The following is a 23,237-nucleotide window of genomic DNA, read 5'->3' on the forward strand; positions in this document are numbered from 1 at the left end:
TTGTAACTTGATCGAAAACGGGCTCGGACGAGCAATAAACGGGCCTGAAACATGCTCTGGCGGGACTGCCCAAGCTGCGATAAACGTCTGCAATGAAAAGTAAGTCGCACAATATCGTATCTTGGCGTATGTCTTGCGCACCTATGATGGACTGGACAGATCGGCATTGCCGCTATCTGCATCGGCTGCTCAGTCGACAGACGCTGCTTTATACCGAGATGGTGACCGCGCCGGCTTTGGTCCGGGGGGGCGCATTACATCTGTTGGAATATAGCCCCGAAGAACATCCGGTGGCCTTGCAACTGGGCGGCTCGGACCCCGAGGAATTGGCGCAGGCGGCGCGGCTGGGGGCGGATGCGGGCTATGACGAGATCAACCTCAACTGCGGCTGTCCGTCGGATCGGGTGCAGTCGGGCACATTCGGGGCGGTGCTGATGAAACATCCCGGGCTGGTGGCCGAGTGTGTGGCCGCCATGCGCGCGGCGGTCGATGTCGAGGTGACGGTGAAATGCCGGATCGGGGTCGACGATCAGGACCCCGAGACCGTGTTGCCCGATTTCCTGGAACAGGTCGCCGGGGCCGGGTGCCAGCGGGTCATCATCCATGCGCGCAAGGCCTGGTTGCAAGGGCTGAGCCCGAAGGAGAACCGGGACATCCCGCCGCTCGATTACGATCTGGTGCACCGGATGAAGGCGCGGTTTCCCGAACTGCATATCTCGATCAATGGCGGTATCGACACGCTCGCGGCGGCGCGGGCGCATCTGGACGCGGGGCTGGATGGGGTGATGATCGGGCGGGCGGCCTATCACCAGCCTGCCGATATCCTGTGCCAGGCCGATCCTATGATCTATGGCACGGGCGAGGCCAGCGACCCGGTGACGGTGGCGCGTGCCATGCTGCCTTATATCGAGGCGCATCTGGCCAATGGCGGGCGGCTGCATCAGGTGACCCGGCACATGCTCGGGCTGTTTGCCGGGCGCCCGGGTGCGCGCGGCTGGCGGCGGATGCTGTCCGAAGGCGCGGTGCGCCCGGGCGCCGGGCCGGAGCTGGTCGAGGCGGCGCTGGGACAGGTTGCCGGGTAAGCGCCGCGACCTTGGGAAAAGGTAGGATGCAATGATTGCCTATGTCACTGTTGGCGCCGATGACATCGCTGCTGCGAAACGGTTCTATTCGGCCTTCCTGCCGTTGCTGGGATATGGTCTGAAAGAGGGGCCCGAGGGCCTCAGCTATGCGCTGCCGGTGGCGCCGGGGCAGTCGCCGCTGCTGCCGGATTTCTATGTCAAACCGCCCTTTGACGGTGGCCCCGCCTCGGCCGGGAATGGCGCCATGGTCGCCTTTGAGGCGCGCAATCAGGCGCAGGTGCGCGCGTTGCATGCCGCGGCCCTTGTTGCGGGCGGCGCGGACGAGGGGCAACCGGGGTTTCGCCCCGATTATGGGCCGCAGTTCTATGTGAGCTATCTGCGTGACCCGCAGGGCAACAAGATCGCGCTGTTCTCCAGCAACCCGGCAGAGCCCGGGCGGGACGGGTAGGGGCCAGTGATTCAGCGCAGGTGATAGCCGCGAAACTCCTTGACCGTCGACAGGCTGAGCAGCGTTTTCATCTGCGACACGGCCGGGATCGCCGACAGTGAACTGCGGTAAAGCGCCTCGTAATCAGCGGGGGAATGCACGCAGACCCGGATCAGGAAATCGAACTCACCGGTGATCATGTGGCATTCCAGGATCTCGGGCATCGACAGGATCGCCTTTTCAAAGGCTTCCAGGTCTTCGCGCCGTTGCGAATTCAGTTTCACCTCGATAAAGACCTGCACCTCCAGCCCCACGGTCTGGCGGTCGATCTGGGCGGCATAGTTGCGGATGATGCCCTCGGCTTCCATCAGCTTGACGCGCCGGTGACACGCCGATAACGACAGCCCGATCCGCTCGGACAGGGCCGACATCGAGATCTGGCCGTCCTGCTGCAAGACGGAAAGAATCTTCTTGTCTAGGCTATCCATCGGAAATTTTCTCACTTCGCCATTCAGATTAGGATTTTTTCCGAAAATTTTCCAACTGACAAGGAATTTTCGAAACAAATCGTCTGATCTGTGGTGTACTTTACAAGTGCGTCAGAAAGACGCGCAGCATTCCCAGGGAGGAAGACATGACAACCAAATTCGTCGTCGGCTACGACGGCAGCGCGGCGTCCCGCAGGGCGCTCGACTTCGCCATGGAGCGGGCGAAGGCTGGCGGAGCCTCGATCATCGTCGCACATGTTCTGGAATGGTCGCCTTACTCGTTCCTGACACCGACCGAGATCGAAGAGCGTCACAAGCGCCGCGCCGAGGAAATGGCCCGCGCCGAAACCGCGATCCTGGCCCCGCTCAAGGCGGAACTGGCCAGCAGCGGCGTCGAGGTCGAGACCGCGATCCGCTACGGGCAGGTCGCCGACACGCTGTGTGACATCGCCACCAAGAGCGGTGCGGCACAAATCTTCATCGCACGTCAGGGTGAAAGCGGCCTGGCCGCGCGTGTTTTCGGCTCGGTTGCCGGAACGCTTGCACAATGCGCCCCCGTGCCTTGCACGATCGTGCCGTAAACGGCCAACAGACGAGGGATATCATGAACACATCCATCAAAGCCGCGGCACTGGCCGCGCCCATGGCCGCGCTCAGCGCAGCGCCGGTCCTGGCCCAATCCGTCGACGAGAAGGTCAATCAGATCTTCGCAAGCTCGACCGGCTGGTTCGTCAATTTCATTTTCAGCCCCTTTCCCGGCACCTCCTTTCCCTGGATCGTGATGTGGCTGGTGATCGCCGCTACGGTGTTCACGCTCTATTTCGGGTTCATCCAGTTCCGGGCGTTTCCGCATTCCATCTCGCTGGTCAAGGGCGACTATTCCGACCCCAATGACGCGGGCGAGGTCAGCCATTTCCAGGCGCTGGCCACCGCGCTGTCGGGTACCGTGGGTCTGGGCAACATCGCCGGTGTGGCCGTTGCCGTGGGCATCGGCGGTCCGGGCGCGACCTTCTGGATGATCCTTGCCGGTCTGATGGGCATGGCGTCGAAATTCACCGAATGTACGCTGGGTGTGAAATACCGCAACGAATATGCAGACGGCACCGTTTCGGGCGGCCCGATGTATTACATGACAAAGGGTTTTGAAGAGCGCGGCATTCCGGCGGGCAAGTTCCTGGCCATCCTGTTCTCGATCTTCTGTATCCTGGGCGCCTTTGGTGGCGGCAACATGTTCCAGGCCAACCAGGCGCATGCGCAGATCACCAATGTTGTGGGTGAGTTCCCGGGCTGGATCACCGGCATTATCTTCGCTGGTATCGTCTTTGCCGTCATCGTCGGCGGTCTGAAATCCATCGCCAGCGTCACCGAAAAGGTCGTTCCGTTCATGGGCGTTCTTTATGTGGCCACCGCGCTGGTGATCATCCTGATGAACGCGGACATGATCGGCTGGGCCTTTGGCCAGATCTTTGCCGGTGCCTTCAGCGGGCTGGGCATTGCCGGTGGCATGGTCGGCGCGCTGATCCAGGGCTTCAAGCGGGCCGCCTTCTCGAACGAGGCGGGCGTGGGTTCGGCGGCTATCGCCCACTCGGCGGTGCGCACCAAGGAACCGATCACCGAAGGTTTCGTGTCGCTGCTGGAGCCGTTCATCGACACCGTGGTGATCTGCACCATGACCGCGCTGGTGATCATCATCACCGGTCAGCTGGTCAGCGATCCGAACACCGGCCTCTACCTGCTGGACGAGGGCGCAAGCACCATCCAGACCGTGGACGGCAACAAGGGCGTGGCTCTGACCTCGGCGGCCTTCTCCTCGGCCTTCCCGTTCTTCAAGTACATCCTGGCCATCGCGGTGATCCTGTTTGCCTTCTCGACCATGATCAGCTGGTCCTATTACGGCCTGAAGGCCTGGACCTTCCTGTTCGGCGAAGGCAAGACCACCGAACTGGTGTTCAAGGTGATCTTCTGCCTCTTCGTGGTGATCGGCGCGTCGGCCAGCCTGGGCCCGGTCATCGACTTCTCGGATGCGGCGATCTTTGCCATGGCGGTTGTCAACATCATCGCGCTCTATCTGCTGATGCCGATCGTCAAGAAAGAGCTCGACTCCTATCTGTCGCGGCTCAAGTCGGGCGAAATCAAGAAGTTCAACTAAAGCTTTGGACTAAAATGAAAAGGGCGGGGGAAACCCCGCCCTTTTGCGTTGGAGGAAAAGTAAGTGACCTGAGCGGGCCTCTTGCCTGTGGAGGGGCATCGTGGCGCGCAGCTGTCCCGGCCCGATGATCCGATCGTCAGCCCATCCTCTCAAAAGTCTGCCTTGGCAGGAGATGTGGACGTTGTGAATGACCAGAGCTCTGGCTTTGGCAGGGATTATTCCGCCGCCAATGCTTTCTGCCGACAATAACAGGATGCCTTGATGGGCACCTCGGATCGAGCCACCGCCTTGTCCAGCTGAAGCTTGATGTGGGCGGCCTCAACCGTTTCGCCACGCCGGGTGAGGCATTCGTGCAGACCGTGCAGGCTCCACACGTTTCCCGGATGCTGGCATGCCCGGCTGAGCGTGGTGTCCAGACCAAGGTCGGCGCGATATACCGCCTCTGCTTCCTCCATCTGACCCTGTTCAAGGAGCAAGGCACCGAGCGCGTGGCGGGTGGGCTGCATCCATCCCCAGGGCTCGTCGTAGGGGAGGTTGTCGTCGATCTCCACAGATTTGCGCAGATGATCAAAAGCGGTTTCGTGCTCTCCCTTGTGATAGGCGAGTTCACCCAGCATCATTTGTTCGGCGACCTTGAGAATGTCACGACACGTGTTGTTAAACAGCATGCGGCTTTCGGGGACCCGCGCCAATGCCTCATAGAACTCTGCCTTTTCTTGCTCGGCCTCCGCGATCCTGTGCAGGTTGGCCAAGGCAACCGTGCGCGCATAGCGCATCATGGCGATCGTTACGCAATAGAGCTCTTCATCCTTTGGCAGATCCTGATCCAGAATATCCTGCCACCGCCCAAATCTGATCAGCACATGCTGTTTCATGGGGACGAAGCCTTCAAACCAGTCGGCCATCGGGCGAAGAGTTTCCGATGGCAAGGTGTCGATGAGTTCTTCGGCCGCTTCCAATGCAGCTGTGGGCTGCCCCAGGAACATCGCACCGTAGATCTTGAAGTGATAGTTGTGGCACCGATAGACGGAGTAGAAGTTGTCCGGTCCTTCGCGCTCGAGGAATTTCCGGTCTGCCACAATGGCCGCATGATTGCGTAGCACCACGTTCATGTAATCTCCGCACAAGACGTCGACATGGGTCGGCATATGGAGCAGGTGTCCGGCATCGGGTACCAAAGTGCTCAATGCATCCCCGTGACGAAGCGCCCGCTCGGGATGCGGCGACATCTCCATCAGATGAATGTACATGTGTAGCAGCCCAGCGTGCTGCCATGCGCCGGGAAGCGAGGCAAAAGCTTTGTCGAGCAACGCGATGGCTTCAAGCGTGTCGGCCCCATCCGCCGGCTTCCCTGTCGGGAGATCCCAAAGCTGCCAGGGTGTCCGGTTCATGATCGCCTCGGCAAATATGGCGCACACATCGAGATCCTGACCGAATTGGGCATGAACTTTTCGCATCGCGTCGGCGAACGCATCATTCCATGGGCTGAAATCCTCGATATCCGATGATGTGGGGTAGCGCGCCGGGATGGCTTCGATCAGAGCGCGCTCAACCGGTGTTAGCTGGTCGAGCAGCGCCATGGCTGAACCGATGGACGACTTCGCCAGTCCTAGGCAGTCAGGCTTTTCCTCATCTTCAAACGCCTCCCAAGGCTTGTTGTAGTTTGGCCCGATACAGTAGGCGATGCCCCAGTACGCCATAGCGCAGCCCGGATCTTCAGCCACGGCATTCTGAAAACATATGATCGCCTCTTCGTGGTTATAGGCGTATGTCCAGGCCAAACCCCGGTCAAACCAACGCTGTGCTGCATCCGACCTTGTTGTCACTTTCCGGGAATAGCTCCCGAGTTCGTAATATTCCATCGCACTATCCTTCCATCCAATTGTTTAACCATACGACGGAAGCGCTCGTTTCCAAAGGGGCGGTGCCAACGGGTTTCCATGTGGGCATAGGCTCAAGATACTGGTTGCTTCGGACGCTGATCTGCCGTTCTCCATTTTGTTGCATATTCAGGGTCGGCTGACGACGTGAGGGTCAACTTCATGTGACGTTGGACACACGCACTTGTCCTACAAGACCGCTTTTCCTTGCCACGCCGGCGTTGTACCCCTGACGGAACCCAAGAGCGGAGACTGCCCCATGCCCGATACGATGCTGCTGTTGCAGATGCTGGCCCTGCTGATTGTGATCGGCGCCTTTGCCGGGGTGCTGGCGGGGCTGCTGGGCGTGGGGGGCGGTATCGTGCTGGTCCCGGCTTTCTTCTACGCGTTCCAGACGCTGGGCTATGGCGGGCCGCAGCTGATGCAGATGTGCCTGGCCACGTCGCTGGCCACCATCATCGTGACCTCTCTGCGCTCGGTTCTGAGCCATAACAAGAAGGGCGCGGTGGATTGGGATATCCTGCGCGGCTGGGGGCCGGGGATCGCGCTGGGTGCGGTTCTGGGTGTCATGGTGGCGGCTTCGCTGCGCTCGGTCGCGTTGCAGGCGCTGTTTGGCGTGCTGGGGGTCGTGATTGGCGCCTATCTTGGGCTGGGGCGCGCCCATTGGCGGTTGGGCGAGGCGATGCCTGTCGGCCCGCGCCGGTTGATCCTGTCGCCGATGGTGGGGTTCCTGTCGGTACTGATGGGGATCGGCGGTGGCAGTTTCGGCGTGCCGCTGATGAGCCTTTACAACACGCCCATCCATCGCGCGGTTGCCACCGCCGCGGGTTTTGGCGTGATCATCGCGGTGCCCTCGGTGCTGGGGTTCCTGCTGTTGCAGATCGACCCGGCGCAGCGGCCGCCGCTGACAGTGGGGGCGGTCAATCTGGTGGCATTCGGCGTGGTCATCTGCATGACGCTGATCACCACGCCCTGGGGGGTGAAGCTGGCCCATGCGATGGACCCCAAACCGCTGAAACGCATCTTTGCCGTGTTCCTGACGCTGGTGGCGCTCAACATGCTGCGCAAGGCTCTGGGATGGTAGAGGAGTTTCTGCGCCGGGGCTGGCTGCGGTTTCCCTTTGATCCGGTACTGGCCCGTTGGTGCGCTCATGTTCTGCCTGTCGCGCGGCGTGCGGTGACCGATCCTGCCCATGCGCAATGGCTCGATTGCGAGGGCACCTGGTTCATCGGTGTCGATGCGCTGGACAACGATGCTGAGGGCCGGGTGGGGGATGGTCCGGTGCTGGCCGGGCAGGCGGTGGACTATATCCGCCGTCATCTGAGCATGTTGCCCCTGCATCGCGGTCAGATCTCGGTGACCTATCCCGGCTATCCCCGCCCGCGCCGGGGCGAGGGCGAGGCAGCCTTCCGCTATCGCCTGAACCGGGGGGCGGCGCACGTGGACGGGTTGAAGCCCTCGGGCCCCGACCGTCGCCGTCATGTCGATGAACCGCATGGCTGGATCCTCGGCCTGCCGCTGACCGAGGCGCCGCCCGAGGCCGCGCCGCTTATTCTGTGGGAGGGCAGCCACCGCATCCTGGGTCCTGCGCTGGCCCGCGCGATGGAAGGGTATCCGCCCGAGGACTGGCACCGGGTCGACGTGACCGACGCCTATCAGTCCGCGCGGCGCGAAGTGTTCGAAACCTGCCCGCGAATCGCCCTGCATGCGCGCCCGGGCGAGGCCTATCTCCTACATCGGCACTGCCTGCACGGGGTCGCCGCCTGGGCCGAAAGTGTGGATGCCGTTCCCGATGGCCGCATGATTGCCTATTTCCGGCCCGAACTACCCGGAGGGGTTAGAGAGTGGATCGAGTACCCGTAAACGGGGAAAAATACCTCCCAATACGTGAAATGCACATCTTGCTTTCGCGGGGAGGGTGTAAACTGGAAACAATCCGAAAAACCCCGCTAACTTCCTGAAAAATGTGATATTTTTGCTCAGTTTTTTGGGGTTTGGGGGGATGTGATTATGCTGACGGCTCTTATTTTGCTCGGCACGGCCCTGACGGTCGGGACCATCGTTTGGGCGATAGATGAAAGCGATGATGACGACAATTCGGGCGGGGGCGAAGAACCGCCTGAAAGCCCCGAGATCACCGGTACCGAGGGCAACGATCTGCTTCAGGGAACGGATCTGGCAAACAGGATCAGCGGTGGTGCCGGGGATGACACCCTGTCCGGCGGCGGCGGTGATGACGTGATCTTTGCGGGGCTCGGCAATGACAGCGCCGATGGCGGCACTGGCAACGATGCGCTGCGTGGGGCGGGTGGCAACGACACGCTGTCGGGAGAGGGCGGTGACGACTTCCTGCATGGCAGTACAGGTCAGGACCTTTTGTCTGGCGGTGCCGGGAGCGACACGGTGCAGGGTGGCTTTGGAAATGACCGTTTGTCCGGCAATGGCGGCGATGACAGTCTTGACGGTGGCGGCGGGTCGGATTCGGTCTTTGGCGGTGACGGCAATGACGCCGCCGATGGCGGTAGCGGGGATGATGTGCTGCGCGGACAGGAGGGCGACGACTCCCTGTCCGGCGGCGACGGTGCCGACCTGCTGCATGGCAGTACCGGGCTGGATCATCTGGAAGGAGGCGCGGGCAACGACACTCTGCTGGGCGGCTATGGCAGCGACCGGTTGTCGGGGGGCGCTGGCAATGACAGCCTCGATGGCGGGGTCGGGCCGGATGTGATCGACGCCGGGGACGGTAACGACATCGCATTGGGTGGCGCTGGAGACGACGTCCTGCGTGGTCAGGAGGGCGAAGACAGCCTGGCGGGCGGTGACGGCGCCGATGTGCTGCGCGGCGGTCTGGGCAAGGACATTCTGCTGGGCGGCAATGAAAACGACACCTTGCTGGGTGGCTATGCTGCAGACTGGATCCTTGGCGAGGCGGGCGCTGACAGTCTCGACGGCGGTGCCGGATACGACATGCTGGACGGTGGCGACGGCAATGACACGATCATGGGGCTTGTCGGCCGGCCCGGCACTGCGGCCCCGGGCGTGATCGACCGACTGGATCCTGACACCATCCTGGGTGGTGCGGGAGATGACGAGTTGTGGCTGGGCAGCGGCGATCAGGCCACCGGCGGCGATGGGGCCGACACATTCGTTGTCGGGCCCTGGATGCAGGAGACCGCGGTTGCGCGGATCGACGATTTCAATGCCGCCGACGATCGGCTTCGAATCGAGGTGCCCAGCGGCAGCAGCGGCGATGTGACCGTCGAGGAAGAGCCCGACAATGAGGGCGTTGCGCTTGTCCTTTACGACGGCGTCATCGTGGCATGGATCGACGGGGCCTATCCAGGCCTGACAGCCGCCGATATCCAGGTTGTGGAAAACGATGACCTGCTGACGGCCTGACGTCTTGGATCACAGAGTGCCGTCCGCGCATTCCGGATGCGGGCGGCGTCTGTTCAGGCAAAGAGCAGTTCAGTCCTGCGCCTGCCGCGCGGCCCGGCCTCCCCGGCGCTTGCGCAGTTGCGGCGCGCGGCCCGGCAAGTCTTCCATGATGGCGCGGCGTTCCTCGGGCTGCATCTTCGACCAGCGTGAGATCTCGTCGATCGAGCGATAGCAGCCGGTACAGATGCGCTCGGTTGGGTGCACCACGCAGATGCGGATGCAGGGGCTGTCGACCTCGTTGCGTTTCCAGACCATGTCGGACATCGGCCAAAGCCCCCTAGAGATTGCGCAGGCGATCCAACGCCCCCTGCAAGATATAGGCCGCCGCCACATGGTCGATCACCTCTGAGCGACGCTTTCGTGTCGTATCCGCCTCAAGCAGCGCCTTTTCTGCGGCAACCGTGCTCAGGCGCTCGTCCCAGAAGGTGATCGGAACCTCGGTCAGGCGGCTCAGGTTGCGGGCAAAGGCGCGGGTCGACTGACAGCGCGGCCCCTCGCTGCCATCCATGTTGCGGGGCAGGCCCAGCACGATCCCTGCGATCTCGCGCTGCTCGAGAATTGCAAGCAGGGCGCTGGCATCCAGCCCGAACTTCTTGCGGCGGATGGTTTCCAGCGGGGTGGCCACGCCGCGCATCCGGTCGGACACGGCGACACCGATGGTCTTGTCACCCAGATCAAGCCCGGCCAGCGCGCTGAACGGGGGCAGGGCGGCGGCGAATTCCTCGACCGTGTCGCAGATCATTCGGCCAGCCCCGCCTTTTGCGCGGCGCTCTCGATCAGCACCAGCGCATCCGCGCTTTCGGCATAGACCTGACGCGCTTCGTCCAGGATGGCGCGGGCGCGGTCGGTTTCGCCCAGCACGGCAAGGGCGCCGATCAGGCGACCCCATTCCTGCGGCGTTCCGCCTTCGGTGGCCAGCCGGGTCGACAGGCGGGTCACCATGCCACGGATCATTTCGGCCCGGGTCTCTGCGTCCATTTCAGAAGCCGCTTCGATATCCTCTCGCCGGGGTCCGGGCAGCGCGGTGGTGGCTGGCGGGGCGGGCGGGGTATAGTCGGTGACCCCGGCGCGCATCGCCAGTTCGCCGATCTGGTCTCGGATCGCCTCGCCCCAGGCAGTGCCCGCCGGAGCGGTCTGCAATGTACGCGCCCAAGTGTTGAAGGCCAGGTCGGGCCGCCCGATCTGGGCCAGCATGGTGCCCCAGTAATAACGCGCGGGCCCGTATTCGGGGTCACGCCGCAGCGCCTCGAACAGCGCGGCCTCGGCCTCGGGCGAGACATAGCCGCCGGCGGCGCGGATCATCAATTCGGCCTGTTCGGTGTAATCCTGCGGGCTGGCATCGCCCTGAAGCAGGGCGATCACGCGTCCCTTGGCGGTATAGGCCGCCTGGAAGTTGCCGGTATTGGCCTCATGCTGGGCCAACAACATATGGCCCTGGATATCGTCGGGGCGCCGGGCCACGGTGTCGCGCAGTTTCTCCAGCAGATCGGCATAGCCCGGTTCCAGCTGAAGCGCGGGCTGCGGTGGCACACGGGCTTCGGCCTCGGTCTGGCCGGGGCGGTCGGTGCGGTTGGCCTGGGCAATGTCGAGGCGTAGTTGCAGCGGCAGATCGCCATAGCCCGGCGCGCCCAGCCGGGTGTAGAGCGTCATCGTGCCGCCCACGATCACCACAGCGCCCACCAGCGCCGCCAGCCCGACCTTGCGGCGGGACTGTCCGGCGCCTTCGGCCTCGGCGCGCATCTGGGTATCGGCGGCCAGGATGCGGCGCGAGATCTCGGTGCGGATGCGCTCGGCATCAGCGGCGTCGATCACGCCGCGCGCCAGATCGCGGTCAACGCCCGCAAGCTGATCGCGATAGACACGCAGGTCATAAGCCGCCGCCGGTTCCGCCGCAGCGCGCGCGCGCAGCATGGACAGCGCCAGCAGCGCCGCCACGGTCAGGGCCATCAGGGTGACGAGGATCCAGAATGTCATGAGCGCTCCGCGTTGATGCCCTTCATCTAGACCTGCCTGTGCGCTGAAAAAAGGGGCAAAAGGACGCGAGGCGGTGCCATGTCGCAATCTCGCAATATTGCGGCGGTCCGGGACGGGGCTATGCTGGGGGGGCACGGCATATCTGCCACCAAGTCACGAACCGGATCGGATTCGCACATGAAGCACTATTCCGCCTTTGCCGTTGCGCGCGAAGCGCTGCGTTATCACACCGGATGGGAGCGCGCCTGGCGCTCGCCCGAGCCCAAGAAACGCTATGACGTCGTCATCGTCGGCGCTGGCGGTCACGGGCTTGCCACCGCCTATTACCTTGGCAAGAATTACGGCATACAGAATGTGGCCGTGATCGAGAAAGGCTGGCTGGGCGGCGGCAATACCGGTCGCAACACGACCATCATCCGCTCGAACTACCTCCAGGATCCTTCGGCGGCGATCTATGAAAAGGCCCGCTCGCTCTACGAGACGATGAGCCAGGACCTGAACTACAACGTGATGTTCAGCCCGCGCGGCGTGATGATGCTGGCCCAGACCCAGCACGAGATCCGCGGCTACAAGCGCACCGCGCATGCCAATGCGCTGCAAGGGGTCAAGACCGAGTGGATCACCCCCGAGCGCGTCAAGCAGCTGGTGCCAATCATCAACCTGTACGGGCCCCGTTACCCGGTGCTGGGCGCGCTCTGGCAAGAGCGGGGCGGCACTGCGCGTCACGATGCGGTGGCCTGGGGCTATGCCCGGGCCTGCTCGGCCATGGGCATGGACATCATCCAGCAATGCGAGGTCACCGGCGTGCGCCGCGAGGGCGGGCAGGTCGTCGGTGTCGACACCACCAAGGGGTCGATCGATTGCGGCAAGCTGGGCGTCGTGGTGGCGGGCCATTCCGGCCAGCTGGCCGAGATGGCGGGCTTCCGCCTGCCGGTCGAGGCGCTGGCGCTACAGGCGCTGGTGTCCGAACCGATCAAGCCCTGCATGGACGTGGTGGTGATGGCCAACACGGTGCATGGCTACATGTCGCAATCCGACAAGGGCGAGATGGTGATCGGCGGCGGCACCGACGGGTTCAACAACTTTACCCAGCGCGGCAGCTTCCACCATATCGAGGAGACCGTGCGCGCCCTGGTCGAGACCTTCCCGATGATCAGCCGGCTCAAGATGCTGCGCCAATGGGGCGGCATCGTGGATATGACCGGCGACCGCTCGCCCATCATCTCGAAAACGCCGCTGGGCGGCTGTTTCATCAACTGCGGCTGGGGTACCGGCGGGTTCAAGGCGATCCCCGGATCCGGCTGGGCCATGGCACAGTTGATGGCAACTGGCCATTCGCCGCTGGCCGAGGCCTTCTCGCTGGACCGCTTCAAGGAAGGCCGCTTCATCGACGAAAGCGTGGCTGCAGGGGTGGCGCATTGACCAAGATTTTTCTCCGAAAAATCTTGTGCAGAGTTTTCGTCGAAAACTCTGCTCGCCGCGCAGACGCGAGGGGGGCGTGATGGCCTATTCCGAAGCCTTGGCCGAGACGATGCGCGCCGATCTGGGCGTGGAGCCGGGCTTGTCCGAAAAGAAGATGTTCGGCGGGCTCTGCTTTCTGTTGCATGGCAACATGGTCTGCGGCGTCACCCGCGACGGCGCCATGTACCGCCCCGGCAAGGCGCAAGAGGGCGCGGCGCTGGAACTGGGCGCGCAACCTCTCTCGTTCACCGGCCGCCCGATGGGCGGAATGGTGGAGTTGGACGCCGGCGCCTTTGAAGACGACGCGCTCCGCGCGAAACTGACCGAATTCTCGCTGGCCCATGCGGCTGGCCTGCCGCCGAAAGGATGAAGACATGCTGATCCTTACCTGTCCCTATTGCGGGGTCGAGGCCGATGAAACCGAACTCGCCGCAGGCGGCGAAGCGCATCTGAAGCGTTTCGGCCCGGGCTCGAGCGATGACGAGCTTCACGGCTATCTGTTCACCCGCGAAAACCCCAAGGGTGTGCATCTGGAACGCTGGCGGCATGCCTCGGGCTGCGGTAAGTGGTTCCATGCCGCCCGCTGTACCGCCACGCTGGAAGTATTCGGCACCTACAAGGCGCAGGTCAGCGGCCCGCCGCAGGAAATCCGCGACGCGATCTCGGCCCGCCGCCCCGGCTGGAGCTGGAGGGAATTCTCCTGATGTCCACCTTCTTCCCGTTCTTCTCTTGCGAAAGGTTCACGTAAGATGAGCACCCGTCTCGCAAAACAGGGCCGCCTGATCGACCGTTCGAAGCAGGTGACCTTTACCTTCAATGGCACCACCATGCGTGGGTTCGAGGGCGATACGCTCGCCTCGGCGCTTCTGGCCAACGACCAGATGATGATGGGCCGCTCGTTCAAGTATCACCGCCCGCGTGGGGTGGTGGCCAGCGGCGCAGAAGAGCCCAACGCACTGGTCGGTCTGGGCGAGGGGGCGCGGTTCGAGCCGAACCAGCGCGCCACCACGACCGAGCTGTTCGATGGTCTCAAGGCCGCCAGCCAGAACCATTGGCCGAACCTCGATTTCGATATCGGAGCGGTGAACACCTATCTGTCGCGCTTTCTGCCGGCGGGGTTCTATTACAAGATGTTCATCCACCCGGCGCCGTTCTGGAAACATGTCTACGAGCCGATCATCCGCCGCTCGGCCGGTCTGGGCAAGGCGCCCGACAAGGAGCTGGTGGATGCCGATACCTATGAGCATTTCCATGTCCATACCGATATCCTGGTGATCGGCGGCGGCGTGGCCGGGTTGCAGGCGGCCAAGGTGGCAGCAAGCTCGGGCGCGCGGGTGCTGCTGATCGAGCAGACCGCCCATTGGGGTGGCCGCGCGCCGGTCGATGGTGGCACCATCGACGGCTTGTCGCCCGACGAATGGGTGAGCCGCACCGTGGCCGAGCTGGAAGCGATGGAGAATGTCACCCTGCGGGCCCGCACCATGGGCGCCGGTGTCTATGATCACGGCTATGCGCTGGGATACGAGCGGGTGGCCGACCATACTCCCGGCGTGCCGGGGCCGCGCCATCGCTTGTGGCGGATCCGCGCCAAGCAGATCGTCAGCGCCACCGGCGCCATCGAACGCCCGCTGTCCTTTGCAGGCAACGATGTGCCCGGCGTGATGCTGGCGGGTGCGATGCGCGACTATGTGGTGAACTGGGGTGTGACCCTGGGTCAGCGCGTGGTGGTCGCCACCAACAATGATGACGCCTATCGCACCGCCATCATCCTGAAACAGGCCGGTGTCGACGTGCTGCGTATTCTCGATGCCCGCAAGGAGGGCGGCGGTGCGCTGGCTGACGAGGCGCGCGCGCTGGGCATCCGGGTCGATCCCGGCAAGGCGATTGCCAAGGTCAAGGGCGGCAAGCGGGTCAAGAAGGTCTCGATCTGTAACCAGGACGGTGTCGGCGGCGCGCGTGAAGAGGTCGAGGCCGATGCGGTCGCGATGTCGGGCGGCTGGTCGCCGGTGGTGCATATGTGGTCCCATTGCGGCGGCAAGCTGATCTGGGACCGCGCCAATGCGCATTTCCGCCCCGATCCCGACCGCCCGCCGCTGGGCGCGGATGGCAAGGGTTATGTGGTGGCAGCCGGTTCCGCAAACGGGCCCTTGGCACTGGATCAGGTGATGGCCGACGCCGATGCCGCTGGCAAGGCCGCGGCCAAAGCCGCCGGCTTTACCCCCAAGCGCACCAAGGCGCCCGAGGGCGCGGCCACGGGTGAGAACGCAATGGAGGCGGTCTGGCTGATGCCCGCCAATGCAGAAATCCAGCTGCGGATGAAATCCTGGCTCGACTTCCAGAACGACGTCAAGGTTTCGGACGTGCAGCTGGCGGCGCGCGAGGGCTATGAAAGCGTCGAGCATACCAAGCGCTATACCACGCTGGGCATGGCAACGGATCAGGGTAAGTTGAGCAATATCAACGGCTTGGCTATCCTTGCTGATGCGTTGAATTCAGATATCCCGCAGGTCGGCACCACCACCTTCCGCCCGCCCTATACGCCGATCTCGATGGGCGCCATCGGCGGCGAGGCGCGCGGCGAGGTGTTCCAGCCGGTGCGCAAGACGCCGATCTATGACTGGAGCAACGCCAATGGTGCCGACTGGGAACCGGTCGGCCAGTGGCGCCGTCCCTTTGCCTATGTACGTCCGGGCGAAAGCGTGCATGACGCGGTCAATCGCGAGGTCAAGAACACCCGCGAGAACCTCGGCCTGCTCGATGCCTCGACGCTGGGCAAGCTCATCGTCAAGGGGCCGGATGCGGGCAAGTTCCTCGACATGCTCTACACCAACATGATGAGCACGCTGAAACCGGGCAAATGCCGCTATGGCCTGATGTGTTCGGAAAACGGGTTTCTTATCGATGACGGCGTGGTTGCGCGGATCGACGAGGACACGTTCCTGTGTCACACCACCACCGGCGGCGCCGAGCGTATCCATGGCCACATGGAAGAATGGCTGCAAACCGAATGGTGGGACTGGAAAGTCTATGTCGCCAACGTGACCGAGCAATATGCCCAGATCGCCGTGGTCGGCCCCAAGGCCCGCAAGGTGCTGGAAAAGCTGAACGCCAAGGCGGGCGGCGGCATGGATCTGTCGGCCGAGGCGCTGCCCTTCATGGAATGGCGCGACGGGCGGATCGGTGAGTTCGACGCGCGGGCCTATCGCATCTCGTTCTCGGGCGAGTTGAGCTATGAGATCGCGGTCCCGGCAAGCCAGGGTCTGGCCTTCTGGGAGGCGCTGGTGGATGCGGGCAAGGAATTCGGCGTCATGCCCTATGGCACCGAGTGCCTGCACATCCTGCGCGCCGAAAAGGGCTTCATCATGATCGGGGACGAGACCGACGGCACCGTGATCCCGCAGGATCTGGGGCTGCACTGGGCTCTGTCCAAGAAAAAGGACGATTACCTGGGCAAGCGCGCGCAGGAACGCAGCCACATGGCCGATCGCGACCGCTGGAAACTGGTGGGTCTGGAAACGGTCGACGGCTCGGTTCTGCCGGATGGCGCCTATGCGGTGGGCGAGGGCGTCAACGCCAATGGTCAGCGCAACATGATCGGGCGGGTCACCTCGACCTATTACTCGGCGAACCTGGGCCGTGGCATCGCCATGGGCCTGATCCAGCACGGGCCGGACAGGATGGGCGAGATCGTCGAATTCCCCGGCACCGACGGCAGGACCTACAAGGCCAAGATCGTGGACCCGGTTTTCTATGACAAGGAAGGGGCGAAACAGAATGTCTAAACCTGTCAGCGCATTGATGGGTGCCGCCTATGACGGCATCGTGCGGGTCGAGGAATGCGGCCTGCAAGGCATGATCACCCTGCGGGGCGATCTGGCTTCGAAACCGGTCATCGCAGCGGCCACCGGCGCCACCGGGCAGGACATGCCCGGCCAGCGCCGCGCCAATGTGGCGGGCCAAAGCGCTCTGTGCTGGATGTCGCCGGACGAGCTGCTGGTGCTGGTGCCCCATGCCGAGGTAGGCGACAAGCTGGCCGCCATGACCAAGGCCTTGGGAGATGCCCATAGCCTGGCGGTGGATGTGTCGGATGCCCGCGCCATGTTCCGTGTCTCGGGCGCAAACGCGCGCGAAGTGATGGCCAAGCTCGCCCCGGTCGATTTCGCCCCGGGCGCGTTCGGCCCCGGCGATTTCCGCCGCTCGCGCCTGGCGCAGGTGGCCGGTGCCTTCTGGATGGAGGAGGATGGCAGCTTCTGCATCATCTGCTTCCGGTCGGTCGCCGATTACGTGTTCAAGCTGCTGAAAGTGGCTGCACAACCGGGAAGCGCTGTCGGCGTGTTTTGAGCGCTTCGGCGGCTTTGTCGCCAGCGATTGAATTGCCCGGTCCCTGATGGGGGCCGGGCTTTTATGTTTCGGGATGATCATTTGCCGCGAAAGGAGAGGACTTGCGTCAGAGATATCCTAGCGCGACGGCGTGTTCTGCACGATCCGTTGAGTGGTCGAAGTACCGTTGGGTCCGCTCCCTCAGCCGCTGAACAGGAAACTGCGAAAGCGGCTTTGGGCCTCGGGCGCGGTCAGGTCGGCGGCGGCGCCGGCCTCGTCGGTGGCCGAGGCGTAGAAGTCCAGCGCGCCTGCAAGGCCTGCCATCGCCTCGGGCCGCGCCGCTTCCTCCAGAAACGGGGCGTGCGTCGACAGGTAAAAGGCGGGGCGATGGGCGCGCAGCCAGTTGGCCAGCGTCGGCACCACGCCAAACTCGGCCCCTTCGACATCCATCTTGACCAGCGAGACGCCGGACAGGTCGCCGGTTTGGGCGAACTGGTCCCAGCCGATGGTCAGCGCCTCGGTGCCATGCGCCCCCGACGCCAGCAGCGAGGTCATCGAATCCCCGGCCTCGCCCCCGAACGAGGCCATGCGCGCCAGCCCGAACCCGTCCGACAGTGCCACGCCAAAGGCCGAGACATTGCGGATGTCGTTCAGCTCCAGGTTCCACAAGAGATGGCGCAGCGCCACCGGATCGGGCTCGAAACACCAGACATGGCGCGCCCGGCGCGCGGCATAAAGCACGGTCGGCCCGATCCAGGCGCCGATATCGACATAGTCGCGATCGGGCGACAGGTGCTGGTCGAGCACGGCAAAGGTTTCAGGCTCCCAGCCGCCGGCCGTGGCCTTGCGCCAGAATTTGGAATGATAGGGGTCGAGCCGGAAGGGCTCGCCATTCAGCGCGCCCGCATAATAACCGCGCGCCCGGTAGGCCATCTTGCGCAATCCGGTGAACATGTGCCCCATACCCCGCTTTTGCCGTCTCGGCCCTTGACCTCTGCCCGCCCGGGAAGCATGTAACCATGGGACCGCAACAGAAATTTCAACAGGGGGCCAAGATGGCTTTTGAACTTCCCGACCTTCCTTATGCACATGATGCGCTGGCTTCCAAGGGCATGAGCGCCGAGACGCTGGAATATCACCACGACCTGCACCACAAGGCCTATGTCGACAACGGCAACAAGCTGATCGCCGGGACCGAGTGGGAATCGAAGTCGATGGAAGAGATCATCACCGGCACCTACAACAAGACCGCCGTGGCGCAGAATGGCATCTTCAACAACATTAGCCAGCTGTGGAACCACAACCAGTTCTGGGAAATGATGGGCCCGGGCGATAGCAAGATGCCGGGCGAACTGGAAAAGGCGATTGCCGAGAGCTTTGGCTCGGTCGACGAGTTCAAATCGCAGTTTTCGGCCGCCGGTGCCGGGCAGTTCGGCTCGGGCTGGTGCTGGCTGGTCAAGAATGCCGACGGTTCGCTGGCCGTGACCAAGACCGAGAACGGTGTGAACCCGCTCTGCTTTGGTCAGACCGCTCTCTTGGGCTGTGACGTGTGGGAGCATTCCTATTACATCGACTTCCGCAACAAGCGCCCGGCCTACCTGACCAACTTCCTCGACAATCTGGTCAACTGGGAAAACGTCGCCTCGCGCATGTAAGCGCCGCAGGCTGGCAGGCTTTCGACCCGGTCCCTGTTTCGGGGGCCGGGTTTTTTCTTTGGCAGAGGAGGGGGCGCTGCCCCCGCCGCCTGAAGGCGACTCCCCCGGAGTATTTTTTGCGAAATGAAGGGGCTGGCCAGGCGGGGTGGCAGAGGGCATTCTGCCGCCGGGAGGACGATCGCATGACAGACATGCCCCAGGAACCGCTGCTGGGCGAGGAACTGAGCGAGGCTGTGTTGACCCTGACCCTGGGCCGGGCGCCCGCGCATCCGCTGTCGCGGGCGATGATCGCGGCGCTGCACGACGCGCTTTCGCGAGCGATGGCCGATGACCGGGTGCATGTGCTGGTGATCCATGGGCCGGGGCGCATCTTCTGCGCCGGGCATGACCTCAAGGAGATTGCGCGCCACCGGGCCGACCCCGACGAGGGCAAGGCCTTTGTCACCGATCTTTTCGCGGCCTGCGCTGCGCTGATGCTGGACCTGGCGCGCTGCCCCAAACCCACAATCGCCATGGTCGAGGGGATTGCCACCGCCGCCGGCCTGCAATTGATGGCCTCCTGCGATCTGGCCTATGCCGGTCCCGCTGCGCGGTTCTGTCTGCCGGGGGTGAAGAATGGCGGCTTCTGTACCACGCCCGCGGTGGCGGTGTCGCGTCTGATCGGGCCGCGCGCAGTCAAGGAAATGGCGATGACCAGCGCCACCTATGGCGCCGACTGGGCACTGGCGGCGGGTCTGATCAACCGCATCCTGCCCGACGAGACACTGGCGGCGCATGTGGGCGCGCTGGCCCGTGACCTGGCCGCGTGCAATCAGGGTCCGCTCAGACGCGGGATCGCGACGCTCGACCGGCATCGGGGCCTGCCGCTTGAGGATGCCTATGCGCTGGCGACCCCGGTGATGATCGAGCATTTCATGGATCCGGGTCGTCGCCATCAGGACTGGACCGAGTGAGCGACAACTCGCGCTTGCCAAGCGGTGCCGCGCGGGGCATCACCGCGCGGTAACGGGCAGGGGTATTGCCGCCCGGCAACGGGTAGGGGCATTCCCGCCCGGCAACGGGCGAGGGCAGGGTATGGACGAGCGCGGGCGCGGTATTCTGGCGATGATCGGGACCTGTCTGGTCTGGGGTCTCTCGCCGCTCTACTACAAGTTGCTCGCGCATGTGCCCCCGCCCGAGGTGCTGTCCCACCGCACGTTCTGGTCCGTCCTGCTGTTCGGTGTCTATCTGGCGATGCAGGGGCGACTGGGAGAGCTGCGCCGCGCCTATGCCGGCCCGCGCCAGACCGCGCTGATCGCGCTGGCGGCGGTGATGATCTCGCTCAACTGGTTCGTCTTTATCCTGTCGATCCAGCTTGGCCATGCTACCGAGGCCTCGATGGGCTATTACATCTTTCCGCTGATCGCGGTGCTGATCGGACGGTTCTGGTTTGCCGAGCGGCTGAGCGGCGGGCAATGGTTGGCGGTGGTGCTGGCGGCGCTGGCGGTTGCCCTGCTGACCTGGGGGCTGGGCGTAGCACCCTGGGTGGCGCTGATCCTGTCATGCAGCTTTGCGCTCTATGGCGCGGTCAAGAAGTTCCTGCCGCTGGGGCCGGTGATCTCGGTCACGGCCGAGATCGTGATCATGATGCCATTGTTCCTGTCGGTGCTGGCCTGGTTTCATCTGCGCGGGCAGGGGGCGTTTGGCGGCGATCTGACCACTTCTCTCCTGTTGATCGGGTCGGGGCCGCTGACGGCGATCCCGCTGATCCTGTTCAGCTATGCCGCGCGCCGGGTGCCGCTGTCGACGGTGGGCGTGCTGCAATATATCAACCCGACCCTGCAATTCATGTGCGCAGTGGTGATCTTTGGCGAGCCCTTCACACGCTGGCACGGCATCGCCTTTGCGTTGATCTGGGGGGCGGTGGCGGTGTTCTCGCTGTCGCTGGTCCGTCAGGACAGGGCGGCGCGCAGGGCCGCCATGGCGGTTTCGGGCCTGTCGACCCAGGTCAGGTAATCCGCAAGCGAGGCATCGGCAAAGCCCTGATCCACCGTGCGGTCGATCAGGCTGCGCAGCGGGTCCCAGTAGCCGTCCACATTCATCACCAGGATCGGTTTGTCATGCAGGCCGAGCTGCCGCCAAGTGAGCGCCTCGAAGAGTTCATCGAGGGATCCGGGGCCGCCGGGAAGGACCACAACCGCGTCAGCGTTCATGATCATCACCTTCTTGCGTTCATGCATGGTCTCGGTCACGACAAAGGTGCTCAGGTCGGTCTTGCCGACCTCGCGGCGCAACAGGTGCACCGGGATCACGCCAAAGGTCTCGCCGCCCGCAGCCTGGGCCGCGCGCGCGACCTCTCCCATCAGGCCCACATCGCCGGCGCCATAGACCAGCCGCCAGCCAGCCTCGGCCAGCAGGGCGCCCATCCGGCGGGCCGCCTCGGCATAGGCGGGCATTGCTCCGGCGCGCGATCCGCAATAGATACAAACGGATTTGACGGTCATGGGCGGCCTTTCCGGGGTCATCGAGAGCAGAGAGATGGGGCTCTGATATCGGGAACGGCGGGGCGGCTCAACCGTGATGGGACGGATCGGGCCAAGTGCCTTGTCCGTGAATGGGGAAGGACGGACATGGCAGGAGAAACCGGAACCGGGGGGCTTGGCGCTTTTGGCTGGGCGGTCGTTGCGGGAGGCGTTCTGGTGGCCGGGGTGGCCGGGCTCTATTTCGGAGGCGTGATCGGCGGCAGGCAGGATCCGGCAGCGCCGGTTCCCGTTGTGGCGAATGTCCCACAAGATTCTGAGAAAAAAGAGGAAAATCCCGCGGTTGCAGCGGTCGAGCCAACGACCGAAACCAAACCCGATCCCGCGCCCGAGGGCGCAGCCGCTCCGGCTTCCGAGCCCGAGGCCACAGCCGAGGCCGCCACGCCGGAACCGGAGGCTGCCGCCGAAGCAGAGAGCGAGGCCGCGCCCGAAGCGCCCGACGCCGCTCCGGTTGAGACAGCGGAACAGCCGGCCGTGCTTGGTGCGCCCGTCCTGGATCAGATCTTTGTCGAGCCCGACGGCACCGCGCTGCTCTCGGGCAGTGCCCCCGCCGGGGCGCGAATCGCGGTGTTGCTGGACGGTGCGGCTCTGCATGATTTCGAGGTGCCCGGCGACGGCAAATTCGCCGAGTTCCTGACGGTGCCGTTCAGCGCCGCCGCTCGCGTTCTGACCCTTCGCGCCGCCCGCGATGGGCAAGAGGCGCTGTCTGGCGACTACATCCTTGCCGCGCTGCCCGAACCGCAGCCGGTCGCGGTTGCCGAGGCAAAGCCCGAACCGCAGCCAGAACCGGTCGATGCGGGGGAGCCGACCGAGATCGCGGAAGCGGCCGCGGAGCCGATCGAGACGACCAAGGCGGCACCCGTGCCGCAGCCGGAACCCGCCCCAGTCGCCTCGGCGGCGCAACCGGAGCCTGAAACCGACGCCGCTCCGGAACCTGTCGAAACCGCCGAAACCGCGCCGGTGGCCGGTGACGCCGAACCCGCGCCCGTCAGCGAGCAGCTGGCCGCTGCGATCCCCGAGGCTGAAACGGCTGCGGATCCCGTTGACGAGGGCGCCGAAGTGGTTGCGAAGGCGACGCCCGAAAGTTCCGCGCCGGCGCCGCAACCTGAACCGGTGGAAACGGCCGAAGTATCGCAGCCCGCGCCCGAACAGCCGGCGTCCAAGCCGGAAGAAAGCACCGGCCCGGTCATCGAGGCGACAGCGCAAGTGGCCGCACCCGAACAGTCGGCACAGGAGGAGATCACCGAAGCTCCGCAACCCGCGGTCACGCCCGAAGCGCCCGCCCGCGTGGCGGTGTTGCGCTCGGATGAGAGCGGGGTGGAACTGGTCCAGCCTGTCGAACAGCCCGAGACCGTGGAACCGCAGCGCGTCGCGCTGGATACGATCGGCTATAACGATGTGGGCAATGTGCGCCTTGCGGGCCGCGCCAATGTCGGCTCGCTGATCCGGGCCTATTTCGACAATCGCGCGGTGGCCGACATGACCGCCGATGCGCTGGGCAAATGGCGCGGCGAGATCGTGGATATCGCGCCCGGCGTCTATACGCTGCGGCTGGACGAGCTGGACGCGCAGGGCGCGGTGCTGAGCCGGCTGGAAACTCCGTTCAAGCGCGAGGCGCCAGAGGTGCTGCGCCCGGCCCAGCCCGAGGCCGACCCCGCCGCGCCCCAGCAGCCGCCGGTGCGCGCGGTCACCGTGCAGAAGGGCGATACGCTCTGGGCCATCTCGCGCGAGCGCTATGGCGATGGCGTGCTCTACGTCAAGGTGTTCGAGGCCAATCGAGACGCCATCCGCGACCCCGACCTGATCTATCCCGGCCAGGTCTTTACCGTGCCCGAGTAAGCGGC

At 64.2% G+C, this 23,237-nt stretch carries 23 protein-coding genes; 16 read left to right on the forward strand and 7 right to left on the reverse strand.

Going from position 1 to position 23,237, the window contains the following annotated elements; translation table 11 throughout:
• Window positions 1-92 precede the first annotated feature (92 nt).
• Together dusA and AC2FL1_RS00225 are read left to right on the forward strand one after the other, a co-directional pair.
• Complete coding sequence (gene dusA / locus AC2FL1_RS00220; RefSeq protein ID WP_496875612.1) at window positions 93-1,082, forward strand: tRNA dihydrouridine(20/20a) synthase DusA; 990 nt, start codon at window positions 93-95, stop codon at window positions 1,080-1,082.
• A gap of 31 nt (window positions 1,083-1,113) precedes the next feature.
• Complete coding sequence (locus tag AC2FL1_RS00225; protein WP_496826364.1) at window positions 1,114-1,530, forward strand: VOC family protein; 417 nt, start codon at window positions 1,114-1,116, stop codon at window positions 1,528-1,530.
• An 11-nt stretch (window positions 1,531-1,541) separates the two neighbouring features.
• On the opposite strand, the gene AC2FL1_RS00230 is transcribed toward AC2FL1_RS00225, so the two are convergent.
• Window positions 1,542-1,997 (reverse strand): Lrp/AsnC family transcriptional regulator, encoded by a 456-nt coding sequence (locus AC2FL1_RS00230; RefSeq protein ID WP_234166270.1) that lies wholly within the window; start codon window positions 1,995-1,997, stop codon window positions 1,542-1,544.
• 146 nt (window positions 1,998-2,143) lie between these two features.
• On the opposite strand from AC2FL1_RS00230, the gene AC2FL1_RS00235 reads away from it, so the two are divergent.
• Both AC2FL1_RS00235 and AC2FL1_RS00240 read left to right on the forward strand, forming a co-directional pair.
• Window positions 2,144-2,578, forward strand: a complete 435-nt coding sequence (locus AC2FL1_RS00235; protein ID WP_234136350.1) for a universal stress protein — start codon at window positions 2,144-2,146, stop codon at window positions 2,576-2,578.
• Window positions 2,579-2,601: 23 nt separating this feature from the next.
• Window positions 2,602-4,146, forward strand: a complete 1,545-nt coding sequence (locus tag AC2FL1_RS00240; RefSeq protein WP_496875613.1) for an alanine/glycine:cation symporter family protein — start codon at window positions 2,602-2,604, stop codon at window positions 4,144-4,146.
• A gap of 215 nt (window positions 4,147-4,361) precedes the next feature.
• Here AC2FL1_RS00240 and AC2FL1_RS00245 read toward each other — a convergent pair whose 3' ends face one another.
• A complete protein-coding gene (locus tag AC2FL1_RS00245) occupies window positions 4,362-6,008 on the reverse strand; it encodes a tetratricopeptide repeat protein (protein WP_496875614.1) in 1,647 nt (548 codons plus the stop codon).
• A 277-nt stretch (window positions 6,009-6,285) separates the two neighbouring features.
• Between AC2FL1_RS00245 and AC2FL1_RS00250 the strand changes: the two genes are divergently transcribed.
• From AC2FL1_RS00250 to AC2FL1_RS00260, 3 genes are all read left to right on the forward strand, one after another.
• The gene (locus tag AC2FL1_RS00250) at window positions 6,286-7,110 is read left to right on the forward strand and encodes a sulfite exporter TauE/SafE family protein (protein WP_496875615.1); all 825 of its coding nucleotides are present in this window, start codon (window positions 6,286-6,288) and stop codon (window positions 7,108-7,110) included.
• The gene (locus tag AC2FL1_RS00255; protein ID WP_496826355.1) at window positions 7,104-7,889 is read left to right on the forward strand and encodes a hypothetical protein; all 786 of its coding nucleotides are present in this window, start codon (window positions 7,104-7,106) and stop codon (window positions 7,887-7,889) included. Before AC2FL1_RS00250 ends, AC2FL1_RS00255 begins: the two co-directional genes overlap by 7 nt.
• Before the next feature lie 147 nt (window positions 7,890-8,036).
• Complete coding sequence (locus AC2FL1_RS00260) at window positions 8,037-9,425, forward strand: calcium-binding protein (protein ID WP_496875616.1); 1,389 nt, start codon at window positions 8,037-8,039, stop codon at window positions 9,423-9,425.
• A 69-nt stretch (window positions 9,426-9,494) separates the two neighbouring features.
• On the opposite strand, the gene AC2FL1_RS00265 is transcribed toward AC2FL1_RS00260, so the two are convergent.
• From AC2FL1_RS00265 to ccmI, 3 genes are read right to left on the reverse strand one after another with little or no spacing between them, the layout of a single operon-like run.
• Window positions 9,495-9,728 carry a DUF1289 domain-containing protein gene (locus AC2FL1_RS00265; protein ID WP_496826351.1) on the reverse strand — a complete coding sequence of 78 codons (234 nt, stop codon included), beginning with the start codon at window positions 9,726-9,728 and terminating at the stop codon, window positions 9,495-9,497.
• Window positions 9,729-9,741: 13 nt separating this feature from the next.
• Entirely contained in the window at window positions 9,742-10,206 is a 465-nt protein-coding gene (gene ruvX, locus AC2FL1_RS00270) for a Holliday junction resolvase RuvX (RefSeq protein WP_496826349.1), read from the reverse strand.
• Window positions 10,203-11,438, reverse strand: a complete 1,236-nt coding sequence (ccmI, locus tag AC2FL1_RS00275; protein WP_496875617.1) for a c-type cytochrome biogenesis protein CcmI — start codon at window positions 11,436-11,438, stop codon at window positions 10,203-10,205. The genes ruvX and ccmI overlap by 4 nt, the downstream gene beginning before the upstream one ends.
• 177 nt (window positions 11,439-11,615) lie before the next feature.
• Between ccmI and AC2FL1_RS00280 the strand changes: the two genes are divergently transcribed.
• The 5 genes from AC2FL1_RS00280 (at window position 11,616) to AC2FL1_RS00300 (ending at window position 17,240) form a co-directional block, all read left to right on the forward strand.
• Window positions 11,616-12,860 carry a sarcosine oxidase subunit beta family protein gene (locus AC2FL1_RS00280; protein ID WP_496875618.1) on the forward strand — a complete coding sequence of 415 codons (1,245 nt, stop codon included), beginning with the start codon at window positions 11,616-11,618 and terminating at the stop codon, window positions 12,858-12,860.
• Window positions 12,861-12,939: 79 nt separating this feature from the next.
• Window positions 12,940-13,269 carry a TfoX/Sxy family protein gene (locus AC2FL1_RS00285; protein ID WP_496826345.1) on the forward strand — a complete coding sequence of 110 codons (330 nt, stop codon included), beginning with the start codon at window positions 12,940-12,942 and terminating at the stop codon, window positions 13,267-13,269.
• Between the two features lie 4 nt (window positions 13,270-13,273).
• Complete coding sequence (locus tag AC2FL1_RS00290; RefSeq protein ID WP_496826343.1) at window positions 13,274-13,603, forward strand: sarcosine oxidase subunit delta; 330 nt, start codon at window positions 13,274-13,276, stop codon at window positions 13,601-13,603.
• 45 nt (window positions 13,604-13,648) lie between these two features.
• The gene (locus AC2FL1_RS00295; RefSeq protein WP_496875619.1) at window positions 13,649-16,681 is read left to right on the forward strand and encodes a sarcosine oxidase subunit alpha family protein; all 3,033 of its coding nucleotides are present in this window, start codon (window positions 13,649-13,651) and stop codon (window positions 16,679-16,681) included.
• Window positions 16,674-17,240 carry a sarcosine oxidase subunit gamma gene (locus tag AC2FL1_RS00300; protein WP_496875620.1) on the forward strand — a complete coding sequence of 189 codons (567 nt, stop codon included), beginning with the start codon at window positions 16,674-16,676 and terminating at the stop codon, window positions 17,238-17,240. The genes AC2FL1_RS00295 and AC2FL1_RS00300 overlap by 8 nt, the downstream gene beginning before the upstream one ends.
• Window positions 17,241-17,420: 180 nt before the next feature.
• Here AC2FL1_RS00300 and AC2FL1_RS00305 read toward each other — a convergent pair whose 3' ends face one another.
• Window positions 17,421-18,173 carry an FkbM family methyltransferase gene (locus tag AC2FL1_RS00305; RefSeq protein WP_496859835.1) on the reverse strand — a complete coding sequence of 251 codons (753 nt, stop codon included), beginning with the start codon at window positions 18,171-18,173 and terminating at the stop codon, window positions 17,421-17,423.
• Between the two features lie 101 nt (window positions 18,174-18,274).
• Here AC2FL1_RS00305 and AC2FL1_RS00310 point away from each other — a divergent pair, with 101 nt between their 5' ends.
• The 3 genes from AC2FL1_RS00310 (at window position 18,275) to rarD (ending at window position 20,869) form a co-directional block, all read left to right on the forward strand.
• Window positions 18,275-18,874, forward strand: a complete 600-nt coding sequence (locus AC2FL1_RS00310; protein ID WP_496875621.1) for a superoxide dismutase — start codon at window positions 18,275-18,277, stop codon at window positions 18,872-18,874.
• Between the two features lie 182 nt (window positions 18,875-19,056).
• Window positions 19,057-19,827, forward strand: a complete 771-nt coding sequence (locus tag AC2FL1_RS00315; RefSeq protein WP_496875622.1) for an enoyl-CoA hydratase-related protein — start codon at window positions 19,057-19,059, stop codon at window positions 19,825-19,827.
• 121 nt (window positions 19,828-19,948) lie between these two features.
• Window positions 19,949-20,869, forward strand: a complete 921-nt coding sequence (rarD, locus tag AC2FL1_RS00320) for an EamA family transporter RarD (protein WP_496875623.1) — start codon at window positions 19,949-19,951, stop codon at window positions 20,867-20,869.
• On the opposite strand, the gene AC2FL1_RS00325 is transcribed toward rarD, so the two are convergent.
• Window positions 20,806-21,357, reverse strand: coding sequence for an LOG family protein (locus AC2FL1_RS00325; RefSeq protein WP_496826329.1), 552 nt, complete (start codon window positions 21,355-21,357; stop codon window positions 20,806-20,808). The two genes, rarD and AC2FL1_RS00325, sit on opposite strands and share 64 nt — an antisense overlap.
• Window positions 21,358-21,483: 126 nt before the next feature.
• Here AC2FL1_RS00325 and AC2FL1_RS00330 point away from each other — a divergent pair, with 126 nt between their 5' ends.
• Complete coding sequence (locus AC2FL1_RS00330) at window positions 21,484-23,232, forward strand: LysM peptidoglycan-binding domain-containing protein (RefSeq protein WP_496875624.1); 1,749 nt, start codon at window positions 21,484-21,486, stop codon at window positions 23,230-23,232.
• Window positions 23,233-23,237 lie beyond the last annotated feature (5 nt).

The sequence above is a fragment of the Ruegeria sp. YKSF070 genome (assembly GCF_059612725.1).